The sequence below is a fragment of the Proteus cibi genome (genome assembly GCF_003144405.1).
GTDB classification, from domain to species: domain Bacteria; phylum Pseudomonadota; class Gammaproteobacteria; order Enterobacterales; family Enterobacteriaceae; genus Proteus; species Proteus cibi.
This window is the reverse complement of record NZ_PENW01000019.1, coordinates 189,129-207,307: the sequence shown is the minus strand read 5'-3', so window position 1 is coordinate 207,307 and position 18,179 is coordinate 189,129. Positions and strand designations below refer to the sequence as shown.

General features: G+C 40.3%; 14 protein-coding genes. 3 read left to right on the top strand and 11 right to left on the bottom strand.

All coding sequences use genetic code 11. From position 1 onward, the window contains the following. Positions 1-63: 63 nt before the first annotated feature. The 3 genes from pepT to DK865_RS12045 all read left to right on the top strand — a co-directional run bounded on the left by pepT (position 64) and on the right by DK865_RS12045 (position 4,682). On the top strand, positions 64-1,317 hold the full coding sequence (gene pepT, locus DK865_RS12055) for a peptidase T (protein ID WP_109392010.1): 1,254 nt from the start codon (positions 64-66) through the stop codon (positions 1,315-1,317). After that, the gene (dcuC, locus tag DK865_RS12050; RefSeq protein WP_023580832.1) at positions 1,314-2,681 is read left to right on the top strand and encodes a C4-dicarboxylate transporter DcuC; all 1,368 of its coding nucleotides are present in this window, start codon (positions 1,314-1,316) and stop codon (positions 2,679-2,681) included. The genes pepT and dcuC overlap by 4 nt, the downstream gene beginning before the upstream one ends. 678 nt (positions 2,682-3,359) lie before the next feature. Then, positions 3,360-4,682, top strand: coding sequence for an L-cysteine desulfidase family protein (locus tag DK865_RS12045; protein WP_109392009.1), 1,323 nt, complete (start codon positions 3,360-3,362; stop codon positions 4,680-4,682). A gap of 179 nt (positions 4,683-4,861) precedes the next feature. Here DK865_RS12045 and yjiA read toward each other — a convergent pair whose 3' ends face one another. The 11 genes from yjiA to apt form a co-directional block, all read right to left on the bottom strand. Beyond that, the gene (yjiA, locus tag DK865_RS12040) at positions 4,862-5,842 is read right to left on the bottom strand and encodes a GTPase (protein ID WP_036911653.1); all 981 of its coding nucleotides are present in this window, start codon (positions 5,840-5,842) and stop codon (positions 4,862-4,864) included. Positions 5,843-5,864: 22 nt separating this feature from the next. Beyond that, positions 5,865-6,071 carry a YbdD/YjiX family protein gene (locus tag DK865_RS12035; RefSeq protein WP_004245057.1) on the bottom strand — a complete coding sequence of 69 codons (207 nt, stop codon included), beginning with the start codon at positions 6,069-6,071 and terminating at the stop codon, positions 5,865-5,867. Positions 6,072-6,131: 60 nt separating this feature from the next. Next, positions 6,132-8,282 carry a carbon starvation CstA family protein gene (locus tag DK865_RS12030; protein WP_023580835.1) on the bottom strand — a complete coding sequence of 717 codons (2,151 nt, stop codon included), beginning with the start codon at positions 8,280-8,282 and terminating at the stop codon, positions 6,132-6,134. Between the two features lie 336 nt (positions 8,283-8,618). Continuing rightward, a complete protein-coding gene (locus tag DK865_RS12025) occupies positions 8,619-11,126 on the bottom strand; it encodes a TonB family protein (RefSeq protein WP_109392008.1) in 2,508 nt (835 codons plus the stop codon). A gap of 15 nt (positions 11,127-11,141) precedes the next feature. Further along, positions 11,142-12,617, bottom strand: coding sequence for a hypothetical protein (locus tag DK865_RS12020; RefSeq protein WP_052026867.1), 1,476 nt, complete (start codon positions 12,615-12,617; stop codon positions 11,142-11,144). Next, on the bottom strand, positions 12,611-13,366 hold the full coding sequence (locus DK865_RS12015; protein WP_023580837.1) for a PP2C family serine/threonine-protein phosphatase: 756 nt from the start codon (positions 13,364-13,366) through the stop codon (positions 12,611-12,613). The genes DK865_RS12020 and DK865_RS12015 overlap by 7 nt, the downstream gene beginning before the upstream one ends. Then, positions 13,366-14,034: a vWA domain-containing protein gene (locus DK865_RS12010; protein WP_036911657.1), complete on the bottom strand. Its 669-nt coding sequence runs from the start codon at positions 14,032-14,034 to the stop codon at positions 13,366-13,368. The genes DK865_RS12015 and DK865_RS12010 overlap by 1 nt, the downstream gene beginning before the upstream one ends. Before the next feature lie 244 nt (positions 14,035-14,278). Continuing rightward, entirely contained in the window at positions 14,279-14,884 is a 606-nt protein-coding gene (recR, locus tag DK865_RS12005) for a recombination mediator RecR (protein WP_023580839.1), read from the bottom strand. Beyond that, on the bottom strand, positions 14,884-15,213 hold the full coding sequence (locus tag DK865_RS12000) for a YbaB/EbfC family nucleoid-associated protein (RefSeq protein WP_023580840.1): 330 nt from the start codon (positions 15,211-15,213) through the stop codon (positions 14,884-14,886). The genes recR and DK865_RS12000 overlap by 1 nt, the downstream gene beginning before the upstream one ends. Positions 15,214-15,267: 54 nt before the next feature. Beyond that, positions 15,268-17,241 (bottom strand): DNA polymerase III subunit gamma/tau, encoded by a 1,974-nt coding sequence (gene dnaX / locus DK865_RS11995; RefSeq protein WP_109392007.1) that lies wholly within the window; start codon positions 17,239-17,241, stop codon positions 15,268-15,270. Positions 17,242-17,495: 254 nt separating this feature from the next. Further along, positions 17,496-18,047: an adenine phosphoribosyltransferase gene (gene apt / locus DK865_RS11990; RefSeq protein ID WP_036911661.1), complete on the bottom strand. Its 552-nt coding sequence runs from the start codon at positions 18,045-18,047 to the stop codon at positions 17,496-17,498. Between the last annotated feature and the right edge of the window lie 132 nt (positions 18,048-18,179).

The window sequence follows — 18,179 nt, the reverse complement described above, 5'->3', positions numbered from 1 at the left end:
ATCAAGAAGACGACTTAGATTAAATAAAAGAAAATACAATTAAAAACACAATGGAGTCTTGTTATGAATCTCGTTGAACGATTTATTTCTTATACAAAAGTTAACACCACCACTAATAGGGAAAACGGTGCGGCTGGCATTATGCCTTCATCAGAAGGTCAGCGAGTGCTTGCACTACAATTAGTTGAAGAATTAAAAGCGTTAGGTGTTGAAGATATCAAAATTCGCGATACAGCAATTGTTACCGCAACACTGCCTTCTAACCTTGACTATGACGTTCCAACCGTCGCTTTTTTTGGTCACTTAGATACCAGTGCAGAACAAACTAATGATACGAAAGCGCAAATTCTACCTTATAAAGGTGGTGACCTTTGCTTAAATAAAGAACTTGATATTTATTTACGTCAAAGCGAATTCCCTGAATTAGAAAACTATATTGGTGACGATATTATCGTGACCGACGGCACAAGCCTATTAGGTGCTGACGATAAAGCCGCTATCGCCTCTATTATGGATATGTTGCAGTACTTTAAACAGCATCCTGAAGTGAAACACGGTACAGTTAAAATTGGTTTTGTCCCCGATGAAGAACAAGGTTTACGTGGTGCAAAAGCCTTTGATACTAAAGAATTTGGGGCTGATTTTGCCTACACCTTAGATTGCTGCGGTATTGGTGAGTTAGTGTATGAAAACTGGAATGCGGGTGATGTTGAGATTATCTTTACAGGTGCATCAGCGCACCCAATGTCTGCCAAAGGCAAATTAAAAAATTCACTGTTAATGGCGCACAAGTTTGTTGCAATGTTACCAGGCGGTGAAGCACCTGAATATACCGAAGGACGTGAGGGTTATTATTGGGTCAAACAATTAGCAGGGAATAGTGCGCGTACTGTATTAAAAATGGATGTGCGTGATTTCACCGAAAAAGGTTATGCACAACGCATGGCGTTTTTAAAACAACTTTCAGAATATTGTGAAGGTTTATGGGGTGAAGGCTCTGTCGTTTGCAAACAAGCTGACCGTTATGCCAACGTGTTTAATAGCCTACAAGGTGATAATCGTTATCCTATCGATATTGCAGTGGCGGCTTATGAAGCAAATGGCATTACACCTCGCCCAATCCCAATGCGTGGTGGTTATGATGGTGCAGCACTCTCTCAAAATGGTCTACCTTGCCCTAATATTTTTACAGGTGCTCATAACTTCCACTCTATTTATGAATATCTGCCAGTGAAATCGCTTTACGCTGCCAGTGATGTCTTAAAATCTGTCGTTAAGATCACGGCTGAACGTTTTGCACCTGGAGCTAAAGCATGATCCAAATTCTTGCGGTCTTAATTGTCGTTGTTATTGTCGCTAGAATGATCTTGAAAGGATATAAAGCCGAGCCTGTTTTGTTAGTTGCTGGTTTAGCCTTAATGGCGCTAACAATGATGTTTGGTTGGGGAGATATTCTTCCTAAAAATGTCAAAACAACAGGTATTGGCTGGTTAGATCCTTTTGAAGTAATGCGTGATCTCTTTAGTAGCCGAGCGGCAGACTTAGGTCTGATGATTATGGCGCTGATGGGATTTGCACATTATATGGATCATATTGGTGCAAATGAGGCCGTTGTTCGTGTTGCAACTCGCCCATTGAAAAATATGCGCTCACCTTATGTGTTACTCTTTTTCTCTTTTTTACTCGCGAGTATTTTGCAACTGGCTATTCCTTCAGCAACGGGATTGGCGGTTCTATTAATGGGCACGATGTTCCCAATTATGATAGGACTTGGCTTATCTCCTGCATCTGCCGCGGGTGTAATTGCAACTTCATTAGGCGTTGCTTACACCCCAACGGCAATTGATGCTATTCGAGGTGCAAAAGCGGTTGACTTAGGTGTTGTTGAATATGTGCTTTATTACCAAGGGCCTGCGGCGATTGCAACCGTCTTAGCCGTGGGGATTACACATATCTTCTGGCAACGCCATTGTGACCGAAAAGCCGGATTTGTACCTCAATTAGGCAAAATGTCTGAAGAAACAAAGAGTGATAAAAATGTACCTGGCTTTTATGCCTTACTGCCAATGTTACCTATCATTATGGCAGTAAGTTCATCAAGCCTATTTGTTGAAGGTATTCACCTTGATGTAGTCACAATTGTATTGATTTCAATGGCGATTTGTATGCTGATTGAAACATTACGCTTACGTGATTTTAAATCAGTATGTGCAGGCTTTCAGCATTTCTTAAAAGGTATGGGTTCTGCATTTAGTAATGTTGTTGGATTATTAGTCGCAGCGGGTGTTTTTGCTCATGGTATTAAAGTCAGTGGTGCAATAGACAGCCTGATCGTTATGGCGGAATCTGTTGGCCTGCCGCCATTTGCAATGGCATTGGTCTTCGCTATCGTGACATTAGCTGCCGCGATTATTATGGGTTCAGGTAATGCCCCTTTCCTTGCATTCGTTGAACTTATTCCACAAATTGCCCATAGCATGGGGGTAAACCCAATTGCGATGATTTTACCAATGCAACAAGCGTCACATATGGGACGAGGTATGTCTCCTGTGGCGGGTGTGATCATTGCTGTATCGAGTGGCGCAAAATTACAGCCGTTTGATGTTGTAAAAAGGACTGCAATACCACTTATGGTCGGTTTCGTATTCCATAGTGCGATTATTGCGATCTTCTATTATTAATAAATATACCTGAAGCATAATTTTTGCTTCAGGTTATTTTCAAATAATAAACATATTAAAAATAAGTGAAGATAATTTATTGTTATTTCCATAAATAAAAATTTAGTTATATTTTATTGAAAATATATTTATTCGCTTATTTTAACGATGAAAGAAAATTTAATAATTTTTTGAAAATATTAACAAAATAATAAGATATTATTCTTATACAGCAGAAAACAAAACGTCTATTATTTATTTTGTTAAAATGATGACATGCATATTAAATGCACTCACTCATTGCCATTTATTTTAACTATTCTGAGTTAGCCCACATTAAGTATGATAATTATACTAGCAATAGAATGGTGTATTCATTCTATTGCATTTTTGTTTAATCTCATTATTAGATATTAAAAATCCTCTCATTCCCTTTTATTTATTACCCCTTATCTTTAATAAAAAGCATAAAATACCCCATCTTTTTATGGATAAATATTGCAAGAGAGTCAAAACGGTTGCCTTATCTTTGGTAGAGAAAAAATTACCAATCTTGAAGTTAAGAAAGGGAATATTTTCTCAAATTTTATACAATCTTAGTAAATTCAGAAAAAACTTTCTCCCATAAATTCAGTATGATGTTTGTATTAAAAATAGAATAACCCGTTGAATTCTCATACTGTTTATTGGATGCATGCAATGAAAGAACAATTATCTTCTCGTTGGAAAATATTGATAGCGGCAGTTAAGCAACAAGTCAAACCCGCTTTAGGTTGTACAGAACCTATTTCGCTTGCATTAGCGGCTGCAACAGCAGCGAGTTACTTACAACACTCTATTACCCGCATTAGTGCAGAAGTCTCTCCTAATTTAATGAAAAATGGTATGGGCGTAACTGTACCGGGTACAGGCATGGTGGGATTATCCATTGCAGCAAGCCTAGGTGCTGTAGGGGGCGATTGTAAAGCCGGTCTTGAAGTATTAAAGCATGCAACGTCAGAGCACGTTGAGCAAAGCAAAGCACTATTAGCGGCAGGCATTGTGAATGTTTCGATTAAAAAAGCGTGCCAAGAAGTTCTATATAGCGAAGTGACTGTTGAAGACAGTGAAAACAGTGCAACTGTCATTATTGCAGGTAACCACACTAATATTGTTAAAATTATTCATAACGGTCATGTTGTTCTTGATAACACTTGTGCTGGCACAGAACAGTCTGCATCACCTTGCGAAATCAAAGAAACGTTAGCCCAAACTAATACTCAAGAAATTTACCAGTTTGTTACCCAAACACCAGTAGAAGAAATTTCTTTTATTCTTGAGTCAGCACACTTAAATGATGCGTTATCAAAAGAAGGTTTGAACAATACTTATGGTTTACATATTGGGCAAACTTTACAACGCCAACAACAGCGTGGCTTATTGGCAAAAGATTTATTATCAGAAATCATGATCCGTACTTCTGCTGCGTCTGATGCTCGTATGGGAGGTGCCGTTTTACCCGCAATGAGTAACTCTGGCTCAGGTAACCAAGGTATTGCTGCAACGATGCCGGTTGTGGTGGTCGCTGAATATTTACAAGTTGGCGAAGAGAAAATGGCAAGAGCATTAATGCTTTCCCATTTACTGGCTATTTATATTCACCATAAATTCCCTGCACTATCTGCATTATGTGCAGCAACAACCGCATCAATGGGTGCCGCAGGTGCAATTGCGTGGCTAATGGATGAACGTTATGAATCTATGGCGATGGCAATCAGTAGCATGATTGGCGATATCAGCGGTGTGATTTGTGATGGTGCTTCAAATAGCTGTGCGATGAAAGTCTCAACAGGCGCGAGTGCAGCTTACAAAGCTGTGTTAATGGCTCTAGACAACACTTATGTGACAGGTAATGACGGTATTGTCGCTCATGATGTTGATTCTACAATTGAAAATCTATGTGCACTAGCAAGCCGTGCAATGCAACATACCGATATTCAAATTATTGAGATCATGGAATATAAAGCCGTTGCTAATGGTTAATTTGAGCATTTAAAAAAAAGCACCCCATAATGTTGGTTATTATGGGGTGAAAAATAAGATCCTAGGAACAGGACCCTCCTCAAGTCAGGAGCTTATCAATATTCGTTACTGCTATTTACGGCTACTACGGTTACTTCTTACTTCTTACTGCTTTCTAACACTCACTACAGGGTATTAGGTTAATGAGCCTTTTCTTCTGTGTTAGGCATCAATGCATCAAAATTGGCTCTTATCTCTTCTTCTGGTAATTGAATACCAATAAAGACCAATGTACTTTGACGAGTTTCATCTTCATTCCACGGTCTATCCCAATCAGCACTATAAAGGCGTTGTACACCTTGGAATAACAAACGATTAGGTTGGTCTTTGATATTTAATATCCCTTTATAACGCAAAAGATTATCAGCAAAGCTTAATAATAATTTTTCCATTACATCTGAAACTTCTTGTAACTCAACAGGATAATCAAATTTTAATACAATCGAGCTGATATCATCTTGCTTATCCGCCTGATAACGAAACAGGGGCTGTTTTACATCGAGATTATCGTTCAACATAAAACCTTTTACGTTAAACAGTAGTCCTAAATCAACTTGCCCATGAATAACGGTGTGTACAGGTGCTCTGGCATTAATACGTCTTAATCGTGCCATTAATTCAGGAGAGGCTGGCGTGACATCTGTTTTCGTTAACAGAATGCGGTCAGCATAACCAATTTGTGATTGGGCTATCGTAAATTGATCCAGTTGTTGTTGAGCGTGAACATTATCAACAAGCGTGATAATGCCATCTAATAAGTAGCGCTGGCAGATGATCTCATGAGAAAAGAATGTTTGGCTAATAGGACCTGGATCAGCCATACCCGTGCATTCAATAACTAATCTATCAAACTCGATTTCACCGCGATCCAAACTGTCACATAAGTCTAATAGCGTGTCTTCTAATTCATTCGATTTACTACAGCAAATACAACCATTGGTCAGTGTTTTAATTTGAGTGGCTCTATCACCAATGATTTCATCATCAATAGGGACTTCACCAAATTCATTTTCAATAACGGCAATTTTATAGCCATGCTCTTCATTAAGCATATGACGTAAAAGTGTTGTCTTTCCTGATCCTAAAAAACCAGTCAGAATTGTCACTGCAATAGGTTCCATCATTTGTCTCCTTTACGGATCATTAGCAACAGCGAAAACCGCCTTTACCATCACCACCGCCATAACGGGCTTCCTGACGCTCACGGAAAAACTCGTTATAGGTCATAACAGGCTTATCTGGATGGTTATCCTTCATGTGTTGCACATAATTATCGTAATCAGGAATACCTATTAGCATACGTGCTGCTTGTCCTAGATATTTTCCAGCTTGTCCTAAATTACCAAACATAAGTTTCTCCTAAGCCCCGCACTGGCAAGCCAGCACGGGGGTTTAACCTAGCTACCTAAATTAGTGACCTGAGGACACTTTTACATCTTTTGGCATAGGAACATACGGTGTTTCTTGTGCTGTTTCTTCTGGGTTTTTACGTGCTTTCATTGCGGTACGGAAACCGTAGAAAATGATGCTGTAAACAACCACTAAGAACAGAATACTTAAGCCAGCATTGGTGTAGTTATTAATTACAATATGGTTCATATTGGTAATTTCAGCCGCAGTTAAGTCGGCACCACCTGCTAAGATCTTCGCTTTGTATTCATTTGCTAAGTAGAAGAAACCTTCCATTTGTGGATCATCGCTGAGAAGTTTCAGACCTAATGCCCATGTTGTACAAATTAATAACCATACGGCTGGAACCACTGTCACCCAGATATATTTAGTACGTTTCATCTTAACTAAGATAACAGTACCTAATACCAGAGCAACTGCCGCTAACATTTGGTTTGAAATACCAAACAGTGGCCATAAGCTCTTAACACCGCCTAATGGGTCAACAACACCTTGGTATAACAGATATCCCCATAATCCTACACAACCCGCGGTACCAATCACACCGGGAATGAACGAGTTTGTTTTCTTCAGGTAAGGGATAAAGTTACCTAACAAGTCTTGGAACATAAAGCGGCCAGAACGTGTACCCGCATCTAACGCTGTTAAAATAAAGAGCGCTTCAAACAAGATACCAAAGTGATACCAGAAGCCCATATCCGCAGCAGGAATGATTTTATGGAATACCATCGCGATACCAACTGCTAAGGTAGGCGCACCACCAGCACGGTTTAATACAGAAGGCTCACCAATATCTTTCGCCGTTTGTAGAATTTCTTCTGGCGAAATAACGAAGCCCCATGAACTCACCGTTGCAGCAGTATGAACAGTAACTTCTCTTAACTGCTCCATAATAACTGCGGTATTTTCGCCCCCTAATTCATGAAGGTTTGGCATAGTAATACCTAAACCTGCTGGTGGTGTATTCATTGCAAAATACAGACCGGGTTCAATGATGGATGCAGCGACTAACGCCATGATCGCAACGAATGATTCCATTAACATTGCACCATAACCGATAAAACGCGCATCCATTTCATTGGCGATAAGTTTAGGTGTTGTACCTGAAGCAATCAGTGCGTGGAAACCAGAAACGGCACCACAAGCGATAGTGATAAATAAGAATGGGAATAAAGCCCCTTTCCATAACGGCCCTGTACCATCGACATATTGAGTAACCGCTGGCATTTTCAGTTCAGGGTTTAGGATAACAATACCAACTGCTAAACCAACGATAACCCCAATTTTCAGGAACGTCGCTAAGTAATCACGCGGAGCGAGGATCAACCAAACTGGCAGTAATGCAGAAACGAAAGCATAACCAATAAGACCAAAGGTGATGGTTGTATCTTTAAAGGTTAGCGCAGGTCCCCAATATGGGTCGTGGGCAATCACACCACCAAACCAAATCGCAGCAATCAGTAATACAATACCGATAACCGAGACTTCACCGACACGACCTGGACGGATATAACGCATATAGATACCCATAAACAGGGCAATAGGTACTGTTGAACAAACAGTAAACACACCCCATGGGCTTTCTGCTAAGGCTTTAACAACGATAAGTGCAAGCACCGCAAGAATGATGATCATGATAAGGAAACAGCCGAATAAAGCGATAGTACCCGGAATAGGACCCATCTCTTTCTTTATCATCTCGCCAAGTGAGTTACCATTACGGCGTGTTGAAATAAACAACACCATAAAGTCTTGTACGGCACCAGCAAGTACAACCCCGGCTAATAACCAAAGTGTACCCGGTAAGTACCCCATTTGCGCAGCAAGAACGGGTCCAACTAAAGGACCTGCACCCGCGATAGCCGCAAAGTGGTGACCAAATAAAACATAACGGTTAGTTGGAACATAGTTCAAACCGTCATTATTGACAACAGAAGGTGTTGCTCTAGTTGGGTCCAGTTTCATCACTTTTTGAGCGATGTACAGACTGTAATAACGATAAGCAACTAAATAAACAGCAACAGAAGCAACAACTATCCACAGCGCACTGACGTGTTCACCACGACGAAGTGCAACCACTGAAAGACAAAAAGCACCAATAATCCCGAGGATCACCCAAGGTACGTGCTTTAAAAATGCATTTTTGTTCATGAGACACCTTTTTTTCAGGCAAGACCGAACAGCCAAAGAGTAATGCGGGACAGTAGAGAATGATTTGAGCGAATATGAGAGATAACTGCCCGCAGCTACATAATAAGAATTCTTACACTGGAATGGTGTGATTAAATCTCTTAGCGGTTGTATAACGAATTAAGCGGTCTATTTTCTCAGTTAAGTGGTTCTGCTATTTTTAAATGGTGATTTTTTTGTGATCTAGATAACAATTTTATGACTTTCAATAAGTTAGAAAATCACTGAATAAAAGAAAACCTCCTTTTTACTAACAAAAAAGGAGGTTTTTTATAACATTATTTAATTAAAGAGTCATTATTGACTGAATTGAACTGATATCAAAAACACATTACCTTTTCGAGCGGGTGAACTATTAAAACGCCACTGATATGCGGCATCAATAACAGCATTGTCTATGCTCATATCACCACTACCAGATTTCAATAACACCACAGTAGGAATGCCTTGAGGATCAACATCAAGTTGTAAGATCATATCCCCTGTTTTAGGGGCTGTAACAGGTGCATTCACTGTCGGTAATATCTGATCGCTACCTTTTATATTTGCTGATGAAAAATCAATACTAAATGTCCGGTTTGATTGAACAATTTTATCAGTATTCAACGGTAAACGAACAACCTTGCTATTCGGATCTGATGCAGGGATTGCACGTTGAGCTAATTGAATTTGAGTTAAATCATCGCTGAGATAATCATCTTCAGGCTTAATTTCAATGTCGTCAGGTAAATAGCGCATATCCATTCGCGCTCGTAAGGTTTGATAGCGCTCTAAGCGAGCCCCTTCAAGTGTACTTATCACCATTCTCATTTCTAGCATCTGCATTAAAGAGCTAATACTCTCTTTGGACTTTTGTTGTGTTGCTTTAGCAAATGCCCCCGTAGCAATTTCCGGATCTTCATCAAGCCATGTTATGCCCCATCCTAACCAGACATCTTCACGATCGGGCTCTAATGCAATCGCCTGTTCAAAATGAGTACGCGCTTGCAATAATAAGGTTTGCCAATACGCCTTATCTTGCGGATAAATTTTAGGAGAACTCGCTAAATTGTTGGTTCCTACGTTGTAATATTGCAATTCAAAACGTGCCACTGTTCTCACGATATCGGCATTATCTTGATGTAGAGCGAGTTTTTCATTTAAAAAGCGAATACTGTTATCCCAATTTTCATGGTTATTCTCACCATTAGGCAATGTCTGTAACTCTTTTAAGATGGCTTGTAACGCTGCACGCTTTTCTTGCTGTCGTTGGGATAATCTAGGGTAATAAGAAGCATAAGGATCATAGCTAGAGCGAGCCTCTTCTCTTCTATCTTCTAATTCTGGTGCTTGTTTTTTCAATTCTGAATAAGCATTTTCGGTAAGTGTTACCCCTTTAGCATCTTGTCTTGCATAGGCCTTAACCAGTTTTATCAATGTGGATTGCAGTTTAACGGCATACTCTTTCCAACCAAGGCGGGTACTTTCGAAACGGACAGTCACACGTTGACGATACCCGTCTTTATTTGGCATAAAACGCCAATGGCGAGCTACACTCACAGCTTGATCATCGAAAGCATCAACGCCACTACTGTTTTGTACCCAGAGCCCTGAAATGCGTCCTTGAGGATCGACATCAACGGATAAAATAACATCTGCACGAGGGATATATTTTCTAATTGTTGGATAACGGATCTCAGTTAAATTTTTTACTTCATTAGGTGATTCAACCGTCACTTCTCCGGGATACTCTTTTCCCATCATTGATTGCATTTCAAGATAGGTGGTTAAATCATTATTGATTGCATTGCTCACTGGTAATCTCTGATTAGCAAGCTTTGTGACTTCTTCTGGTGGTGTACTGTTTTGTCGATAAAAACGATCTTCAATAACTCGAGCTTGTAATATCTGATAAATCTGACGCTGATTTTCAGTAAGTTCTGAAATCGCTTTTTTCAACAATTGTTGTGCTGCAATATCATTACGACCTTGCTTAGCCTGTTTCAGCGTATCTGCCACCATTAACGCTAACATCGCTTTTTCGATTTGCGCATCCAAAGAACGATGAGCAATATACGTCAATGCTAACACTTGCCATGCCTCTGGCGATAATGGTGCAACCGCAATCACATTAATACCTGATTGCGCTAATTGAGCATCATGAGTCTTTGAAAGGGAAGCTAGCGCCTGAGCAACCATAATCTCAGGTTGATTTAATAGCCAGTCACCATAAAAATTGAGTGTTTTTAAAGCGTCTGCGCGTTCTGGTGTTCCTTTTGCATGAACTAAATAAGCATCTTTCGCTTTTGTCGCAGCAACCACATCATCACTAAAATAATCTAATCCTGGTAAAGCTATTCGTGCTTTTTCAATAGCGCTAAGCGATGCCAATGCTTTAGCTTGATTAGACCGAATAGCTTTACGAATGTCATTTTCGCTATTAACCACGAAATAGTGATAATTTTGCCATTCAGATTGTTCGATATTTTGTAAAACAAAACGACGCCGATCTTCTAATTCATTCTTAGGTATCACGGAAAATGACACACCCAGTGCCATTAAAAGCACGACTCCCCCCCCGAATAAATAGTAAATATTTTTAGCTCGCCACGATTGCAATAACATCACAATCGTCATAATGAGAGAGCCTAGCCATACTCCCAGTAAGAAATTACGCTCATCAAAGCGCACAGATGAGGGGAGAATGTTGCTATTAACACTATCAATCAAGCTAAAGGTTGAAACTAAAAAGGCGGGTAACCAAAAAGGGAACAGTAACGTTATAACGCCAATAATAATCAGGATCAGCTTTATTCTTTTTTTCATGTTATTTCCCCTAACCTATGGCTTTCTTTTCAAAATATGCATTGAAGGGAAAACAAAAATAACTAACAAAATAATGGCTGAAACCATTAAAAACATGAGACTCAACATCGTTATGAGTATTTGTTCAATATAATCCGCTTTGATTAAATCGGCGACCCAGCTAGAACCTAAACTACCGCTGACACCTTGTGGAATAAAATTCATCAGTAATACCCCAAAAATCACAGGGGCTAGCATGGCAATAGCCGTATGCAATATCACTTTGGGTACTTTATTTATTGCATTTTTAACCGCAATAAATATTGCTGGAGGCTGAATAGGTTTCGCAGGCGTAGTTTGGGTGGAGGCTTGTCGGATATGCGCATTTTGTACTCTTTTTTGACGAACTTGCTCGCGTTGCGTTTGGTTTTGTTTTTGAGTCGTTGCAACTTGCTGTAACTGAGTTTGCCTTGCACATGTGGCACAGGCTTTACCTGCAAAATGCTGGTGGTTTTTGTCTTTTTGACAAATGACTAACTGTTGCTTTTCGGGTTGTGCGTATTCATAGAGTGCTGTCGCCCATGTTTTTGCACTTGGTCTTTGCGAAGGTGTGCCTGAAAAGGCTTTATCAAACAGTGTTCTGAGTTTATCGGGTAATTGTTTATGCCCACTGGCGACATTTGGGGCGATCAAATTATGCGCCTTTAGGCCATAACCATAAAAACGCCCCGCAATACGCCTTGGGATATCCGTAGGTACGGTGTCATTTTTAGGGCGACCACTAAAAGGGTGAATACCGAAATTAAGCAACTGAAAAATAATTACCGCTAAGGCAAATCGGTCTTGCCACTCTTCTTCTGTTTCTGGAATAGTTTGCTTAGCTTGAAATTCTGGCGCTAGATATTCAACAGTAAATTGCCCTGCGGGATAACGTGTATTCTCTCCTTGGATACTAAATCCATCACAATCGAGAAGAGACATATACAAACTTGATTTATAAAACCGCAAATTCAGCGGTTTCATATCAATAATACGGTGCCCTTGTTGATGTAAAGCGTCAATCAATGAGCAAAGGTTATAGGCGAGACTCACTTTCGCCCCCATTCCAGTGGGTAAACCGTGAGCTTTGGCTTGGCGATCTTGAAGAATATATTCCAACTCAATCGTATTTTTGACATCAAGTTCAGGCATCACAAAGCCAACAAATTGCTTTTGACTATTGTATAAACGAGCTTGAGGCCATGCGAGTTGAATAATAGGCGTACCGTTAACAGAAACGGGCTTTAATGCAGGTTCTAACTTCTGCATTGCCGAGATCTTTTTCAGATAATAGGCTTTATCAATTTTGTCATGATAAACTTTTGAGACTTGAAAAGAGGCATTATTAATATGGCTAACGCTACCTGCACCACCGCTTTTTATCAAATCACCTATTTGATAAATTTTACCGTTTTCATCTTGTAATTGCCTAGATACTGGTTGAGCTACCCCTTTCTTTCTTGCTTTTACCACAACTCTTCATCCCTGATGCAAATAACTAAAGTTTTATCATCACCTGTGATTGAATGCGTTCGAGGATCAGCTAAAGTCCCTGCTAATGCCTCACTTCCGCTATCTTCTGATACTGTTTTTAAATAACGGATCACGGGGGTAATAAACGGTTCATAAAGTGCATCACACGCTTTATTCATAGCAAAAGGCTGTACACCATCAGACATCAAAATAACTTGTTTTACTGGTTTATTTAGGGGAATGACACGTAAATGCGCTTCCCAATTTTCTGATGTCACAAACCAAGTCTGATTCGCATATTCCCCATTTTCAGGCTGTGATACATAACGGGTACCATCACAATATTCCACCACCGCAATACCATCACCTAAATGGAACAAATAACCACCATCATCACCAACCCAACAGGCAACCAGTGTTGATGCATATTCATTAAGCGCACACTGTTTTATTTCTGCATATTCAGCCAGTTGGAGGCGAATATCGTCAATAAGCTGTTTAGCCCCTTGTGTTATCTGTTTTTCGGTTAACAAATCAATATTTGGCCACTCTGTAATACGTAGCGTAAATAACCGAGCAACAAGCTGAGCACCTTGTTCACTATAACGAGAGGAGCCTGCGCCATCACAAACAGCAGCGATAAGATATTCACCTTTACGGCGAATAAAATAAGCATCCTGACAGGGAATTTGACGTTCTTGATGGGCAATACCTGTCACAGATGCCCCATAAGCTAACCAATCATTCATCAAACAGGTACACTCGCCCAAGAATCAGTTGAAGGTAATTGTGCCGTGCCACCCGGTGTTGATTGAGAAACCACCTGCATGCTAGCACTTAGCCACAAGAATAATTCTTTAAATTGTAGCCCTTTAAGCATTTTCACACCATTAACACCATTACGGCTAAAGCTTCCCATGACTTCTGCTGATGCACCATCAACCATGATAGGAAATACCGCTGTTTTTTGGCTTTCTTCTGCTTGGCGACAAAGCTGTGCTGCCGGTTCCCACTGATCTGTCGGAACGCCATCAGACATTAAAAATAACCAAGGGCGAGTATAAGCAACACCTGCTTGTTTAAAGCGCTGTTTTTCAGCTTCAATTTCTTCAAGTGCGAGTGTAATGGCTTGCCCCATCGGCGTTGTACCATTTGCCTCTAAAACAGGTGCCGTAAAATCCATCGCATCTTTCCAATCACCATGAACAGTGCATTGGTCATAGCCGCCATATTCAATCACTAAAATACGCACACGTTTCGCCGCAATAACGTCATTTTTTAGTTCTTGCTCAAGTAACTTAAGGCCTTCATTGAGTTGTTGAATAGGCTGCCCATACATACTACCAGAGCTATCTAGCACTAAGATCAGAGGGGTTCTTTGTTCACTATTATCAACCAAGGCTACGTCAGGGATCATAAGATGCTCCATCATTTAGTTATTATTTTTCATGATAAAGATTAATGTAACATAAAGACGCAAAATTCATCAGAAAGAAAAAAGCAATAAAGTAAAGATAAAGATATTTCTGATAAAAAATAAGCCGTAAGGTTTAAAACTCGATGTTTTAAATTAAATTTGAGCGTGTTTTCATAATTTCAGATGAAAAAAAGCACCTTATTACAATCTGTAAAAGGTGCTTTTTAATCAACTAATTATGATGTTAATAGTGGATTTTTTGGCGTCCAGCGATAGAGTGCGAAAGCGTTGTACCATCGACCATTTCAAGCTCGCCCCCCACAGGAACGCCATGGGCAATTCGGCTGGCAGCAATATCATACTGAGCACAAATTTCAGCAATGTAATTAGCTGTTGCTTCACCTTCAACAGTCGGGTTTGTCGCCAAGATCACTTCTGAAATAGACTCTTGGCTTAAACGCTCTTCAAGTCTATCTAAACCAATATCCATAGGACCAATACCATCTAAAGGGGATAAATGCCCCATTAAAACAAAGTATCGACCCGCAAACTGCCCTGTCTGCTCGATAGCATGAATATCCGCAGGACTTTCAACAACACAAATTTGCCCATTTTGCTGACGGCGAACATTAGCACAAATAGTACAACGCTCTTCTTCAGTAAAAGTTCGGCAATCACAGCAATGACCAATTTCAGACATTGCACGCGTGAGTGCTTGTGCAAGTCGCATACCACCGCTTCTATCGCGTTGAAGTAGTTGGAAAGCCATTCGTTGCGCTGATTTAGGTCCGACACCGGGTAAACAACGCAACGCTTCCATTAATGATTCAAGAAGTGGGCTGGTTTGCATTAGAATGGCATCTTAAAGCCTGGTGGCAATTGCATACCGTTAGAAACAGAAGCCATTCTTTCTTTTTGTGTTTCATCAATACGACGTGCAGCATCATTAAAGGCAGCAGCAATCAAATCTTCTAGCATCTCTTTGTCATCTTCTAGCAGACTAGGATCGATTTCAACACGACGGCAATTATGAGCACCATTGATAGTGATCTTAACTAAGCCAGCGCCAGATTCACCAGTCACTTCTAAGTTTGCGATCTCTTCTTGCATTTGCTGCATTTTTTCTTGCATTTGTTGGGCTTGCTTCATCAGATTACCCAAACCACCTTTTCCGAACATAATTGTCTCTCTTTGTAAAAGCCACACAGTATGAAGTCATACAACATGTTGCGATTAAACAGGTCGGATACTCTCTTCATCCAATTCAGCATCAAAATATTGCTGTAATGTTTGAATCGTTTTATCCGTAATAATCGATTGACGCGATAACGCCAATTTTTCATCATAAATGGCTTGTCGCCACTCCAACGGAGTTTTTACCGCTGGATCATCATCTTCTATAATTGTGAGTGAAATTGCTTTTCCATGCAATTCACTTAACGAATTAGTAAGCGTGCGTAACGCATTTGCTGAATTTAAATGTTTCTGTTTAGTTCGTAAATGCAAAATAACGTTTTCTTCGCTTACTGTCTCTTTATACGCATTTAATGCCAGTTGTTGCACTAATTTAGGGAGTGGCATTTTGTCAATTTCAGCCGCCCAAGCATCCCTTTCTTGCGACTCTTTAGCAATTTTTGCTGCTAATTCCGGTGTTTTTTCATATTCGAGAACTTCTTTGATCTCTTTGGGTGAAGAAACAACCTCTTGCGTTGACATGAGCTCAGGGTTTTGCGGACGCCACTGATACTCTTCTTTTTTCTTTTTCTCAGGCGCATTAGTCTGACGCTTGGCAACTTGCTGGCGTTTTTCACTCACGGCAGCTAGCCGCTCTAATGCACTAGCTGCCGGCTTAGCCCGATTAGGCGTCGCCGGTTCAGACTTTTTTGGCGGGGTTTGTTGTTCCGTCCCCTTGATTGCCTGCCTTGCTCTTAAAAGTTGTGCTGCCGGGCTATTGCCTAATGACGCACTCTTTTCTATGGGGGAAGAAGATTGATGAGCCATTTGAGGCGAATGAGTTTGCGCAGTTTGCGGGGCATACTGTTCAGACACTCTATTCGTAGGCAAGGATGCTGAAGGTAAAGTTTGTGCTAATGGCGCAGAAGGTATTTCATCAATCACTGTTTTAGGATGAAAAGCAAGCGCACGTAGCAGAGTCATTTCAACCCCCATGCGTCTATCTGGTGCATAAGCCAGTTCTTTTCGCCCAACTAATAAGGTTTGATAATAGAGTTGTAAATCTTGTGGAGAAATAGATTTAGCCAATAAACGTAGGCGTTCTTGAGTAAATTGCTCTTGCGGATTTTCTTCACTAGGCAATAACTGCAACATTGCAATTTGATGCAGTAATGAGAGTGTTTCCACCAAGAAATTTTCCCAGTCAGTCCCTCTTGAAGCAACTTCATTAACCAGCGACATGACCTGTTGACCATCCGCTTTAACCAGCGCTTCAATCAATGCTAAAGGTTGAGCGTCATCAATAGTGCCTAGCATTTGGCTAACCACTTCTGCACTGACAACACCTTCGCCACTTGCGATAGCTTGGTCTGTTAAACTTAACGCATCTCGCATACTGCCATCAGCGGCGCGGGCAATAAGTTGACGTGCTCTTACATCATTTTCAATATGTTCTGCTAAAAGCACTTTTTCGAGTTGTGTCGCAATTTGATCAATATCTAATGCTCGCAGATGAAATTGCAAGCAACGCGATAAAATCGTGACAGGTAATTTTTGTGGATCTGTCGTCGCTAATAAGAATTTAACGTGCTCTGGCGGTTCTTCTAATGTTTTTAGTAACGCATTAAAACTGTGACGAGAAAGCATGTGAACTTCGTCAATCAAGTAGACTTTAAAGCGTCCACGAGCGGGTGCATATTGCACATTATCCAGCAGTTCACGGGTATCTTCTACCTTGGTTCGAGATGCCGCATCGATTTCAATTAAATCAACGAAACGCCCTTGTTCTATTTCAAGGCAATTTGCACATTGACCACAAGGTTTACTCGTAATGCCAGTTTCACAATTAAGCCCTTTGGCAAATAAGCGAGCAATCGTCGTTTTCCCGACACCTCTTGTGCCAGAAAAAAGATAGGCGTGATGAAGTCGCTGATGATCAAGACCATTAGCTAAAGCAGTCAACACATGACGTTGACCAACAACATCGTTAAAAGTTTGTGGGCGCCACTTACGGGCAAGTACCTGATAGCTCATTGATTCCGCTAAATTTGAACAAGATTTATCTCTATGCTAACACAGGGGCGACCTATTGAGCGAGATCTGTAAGAAACAAATGAGATATTGATGAAAGAACCAGCAGAAATTTAAGATAAAGTCAGCGTTAACAATTGTGCGGGCAATATACCTTTATAAAAATAGAAAAATTTATAAATGATATATAGACACCCGCACTCTTACTTGTGTTTATGATAAGAACTTAATTCGCTCTTTTCTAAACAGTGAAGATATTAATGTCCTGGAAAATCAACCAGTGTAAAGCTGTGAACACCTTGTTTTTCTAAGCGTTCGATACCGCCTAAATCAGGTAAGCAGATAATGAATGCGGCTTCTGTCACTGTTCCCCCTAAACGGCGGATAAGACGAGCAGTTGCTTCAATGGTGCCACCTGTTGCCAGTAAATCATCAACCATTAATACTTTGTCTTGATCCGTAATGCTATCTTTGTGGATCTCTAAAGTATCTGTGCCGTATTCCAGATCATAAGTTTCACTGAGCGTTTCGCGAGGCAATTTACCTTTTTTACGAACAGGAACAAAACCGACGCCTAGGCGTAAAGCGACAGGAGCACCAAACAAGAAGCCACGCGCTTCGGTACCCACAACTTTAGTGATACCCTGACCTTGATAGTGTTCTACCAATAAATCAATGGTTGCCTGATATGCAGCAGGATTATCTAATAATGTAGTGATATCACGGAATAATATCCCTTCTTTCGGATAATCAGGAATGGTTTCAATACTGTCTTTAATAAATTGCAGTTGTTGCGCGTTAGCAGTCATAATCAGTGCCATAATAAAAAACGAAACGATAGAATCTATGCAATATGCCGTTAAAATGCAACAGAAAGCCAATTAACAACTGTTTTTTGTTGCTTTAAGTCAATTCATGTTTTTATCAAAACAGGAACAAGA

Bases quoted from the DNA above. Each gene is read 5' to 3' on its own strand.
- pepT (WP_109392010.1), top strand. From the start codon at position 64: ATGAATCTCGTTGAACGATTTATTTCTTATACAAAAGTTAACACCACC.
- dcuC (WP_023580832.1), top strand. From the start codon at position 1,314: ATGATCCAAATTCTTGCGGTCTTAATTGTCGTTGTTATTGTCGCTAGA.
- DK865_RS12045 (WP_109392009.1), top strand. From the start codon at position 3,360: ATGAAAGAACAATTATCTTCTCGTTGGAAAATATTGATAGCGGCAGTT.
- yjiA (WP_036911653.1), bottom strand. From the start codon at position 5,842: ATGGAACCTATTGCAGTGACAATTCTGACTGGTTTTTTAGGATCAGGA.
- DK865_RS12035 (WP_004245057.1), bottom strand. From the start codon at position 6,071: ATGTTTGGTAATTTAGGACAAGCTGGAAAATATCTAGGACAAGCAGCA.
- DK865_RS12030 (WP_023580835.1), bottom strand. From the start codon at position 8,282: ATGAACAAAAATGCATTTTTAAAGCACGTACCTTGGGTGATCCTCGGG.
- DK865_RS12025 (WP_109392008.1), bottom strand. From the start codon at position 11,126: ATGAAAAAAAGAATAAAGCTGATCCTGATTATTATTGGCGTTATAACG.
- DK865_RS12015 (WP_023580837.1), bottom strand. From the start codon at position 13,366: ATGAATGATTGGTTAGCTTATGGGGCATCTGTGACAGGTATTGCCCAT.
- DK865_RS12010 (WP_036911657.1), bottom strand. From the start codon at position 14,034: ATGATCCCTGACGTAGCCTTGGTTGATAATAGTGAACAAAGAACCCCT.
- recR (WP_023580839.1), bottom strand. From the start codon at position 14,884: ATGCAAACCAGCCCACTTCTTGAATCATTAATGGAAGCGTTGCGTTGT.
- DK865_RS12000 (WP_023580840.1), bottom strand. From the start codon at position 15,213: ATGTTCGGAAAAGGTGGTTTGGGTAATCTGATGAAGCAAGCCCAACAA.
- dnaX (WP_109392007.1), bottom strand. From the start codon at position 17,241: ATGAGCTATCAGGTACTTGCCCGTAAGTGGCGCCCACAAACTTTTAAC.
- apt (WP_036911661.1), bottom strand. From the start codon at position 18,047: ATGACTGCTAACGCGCAACAACTGCAATTTATTAAAGACAGTATTGAA.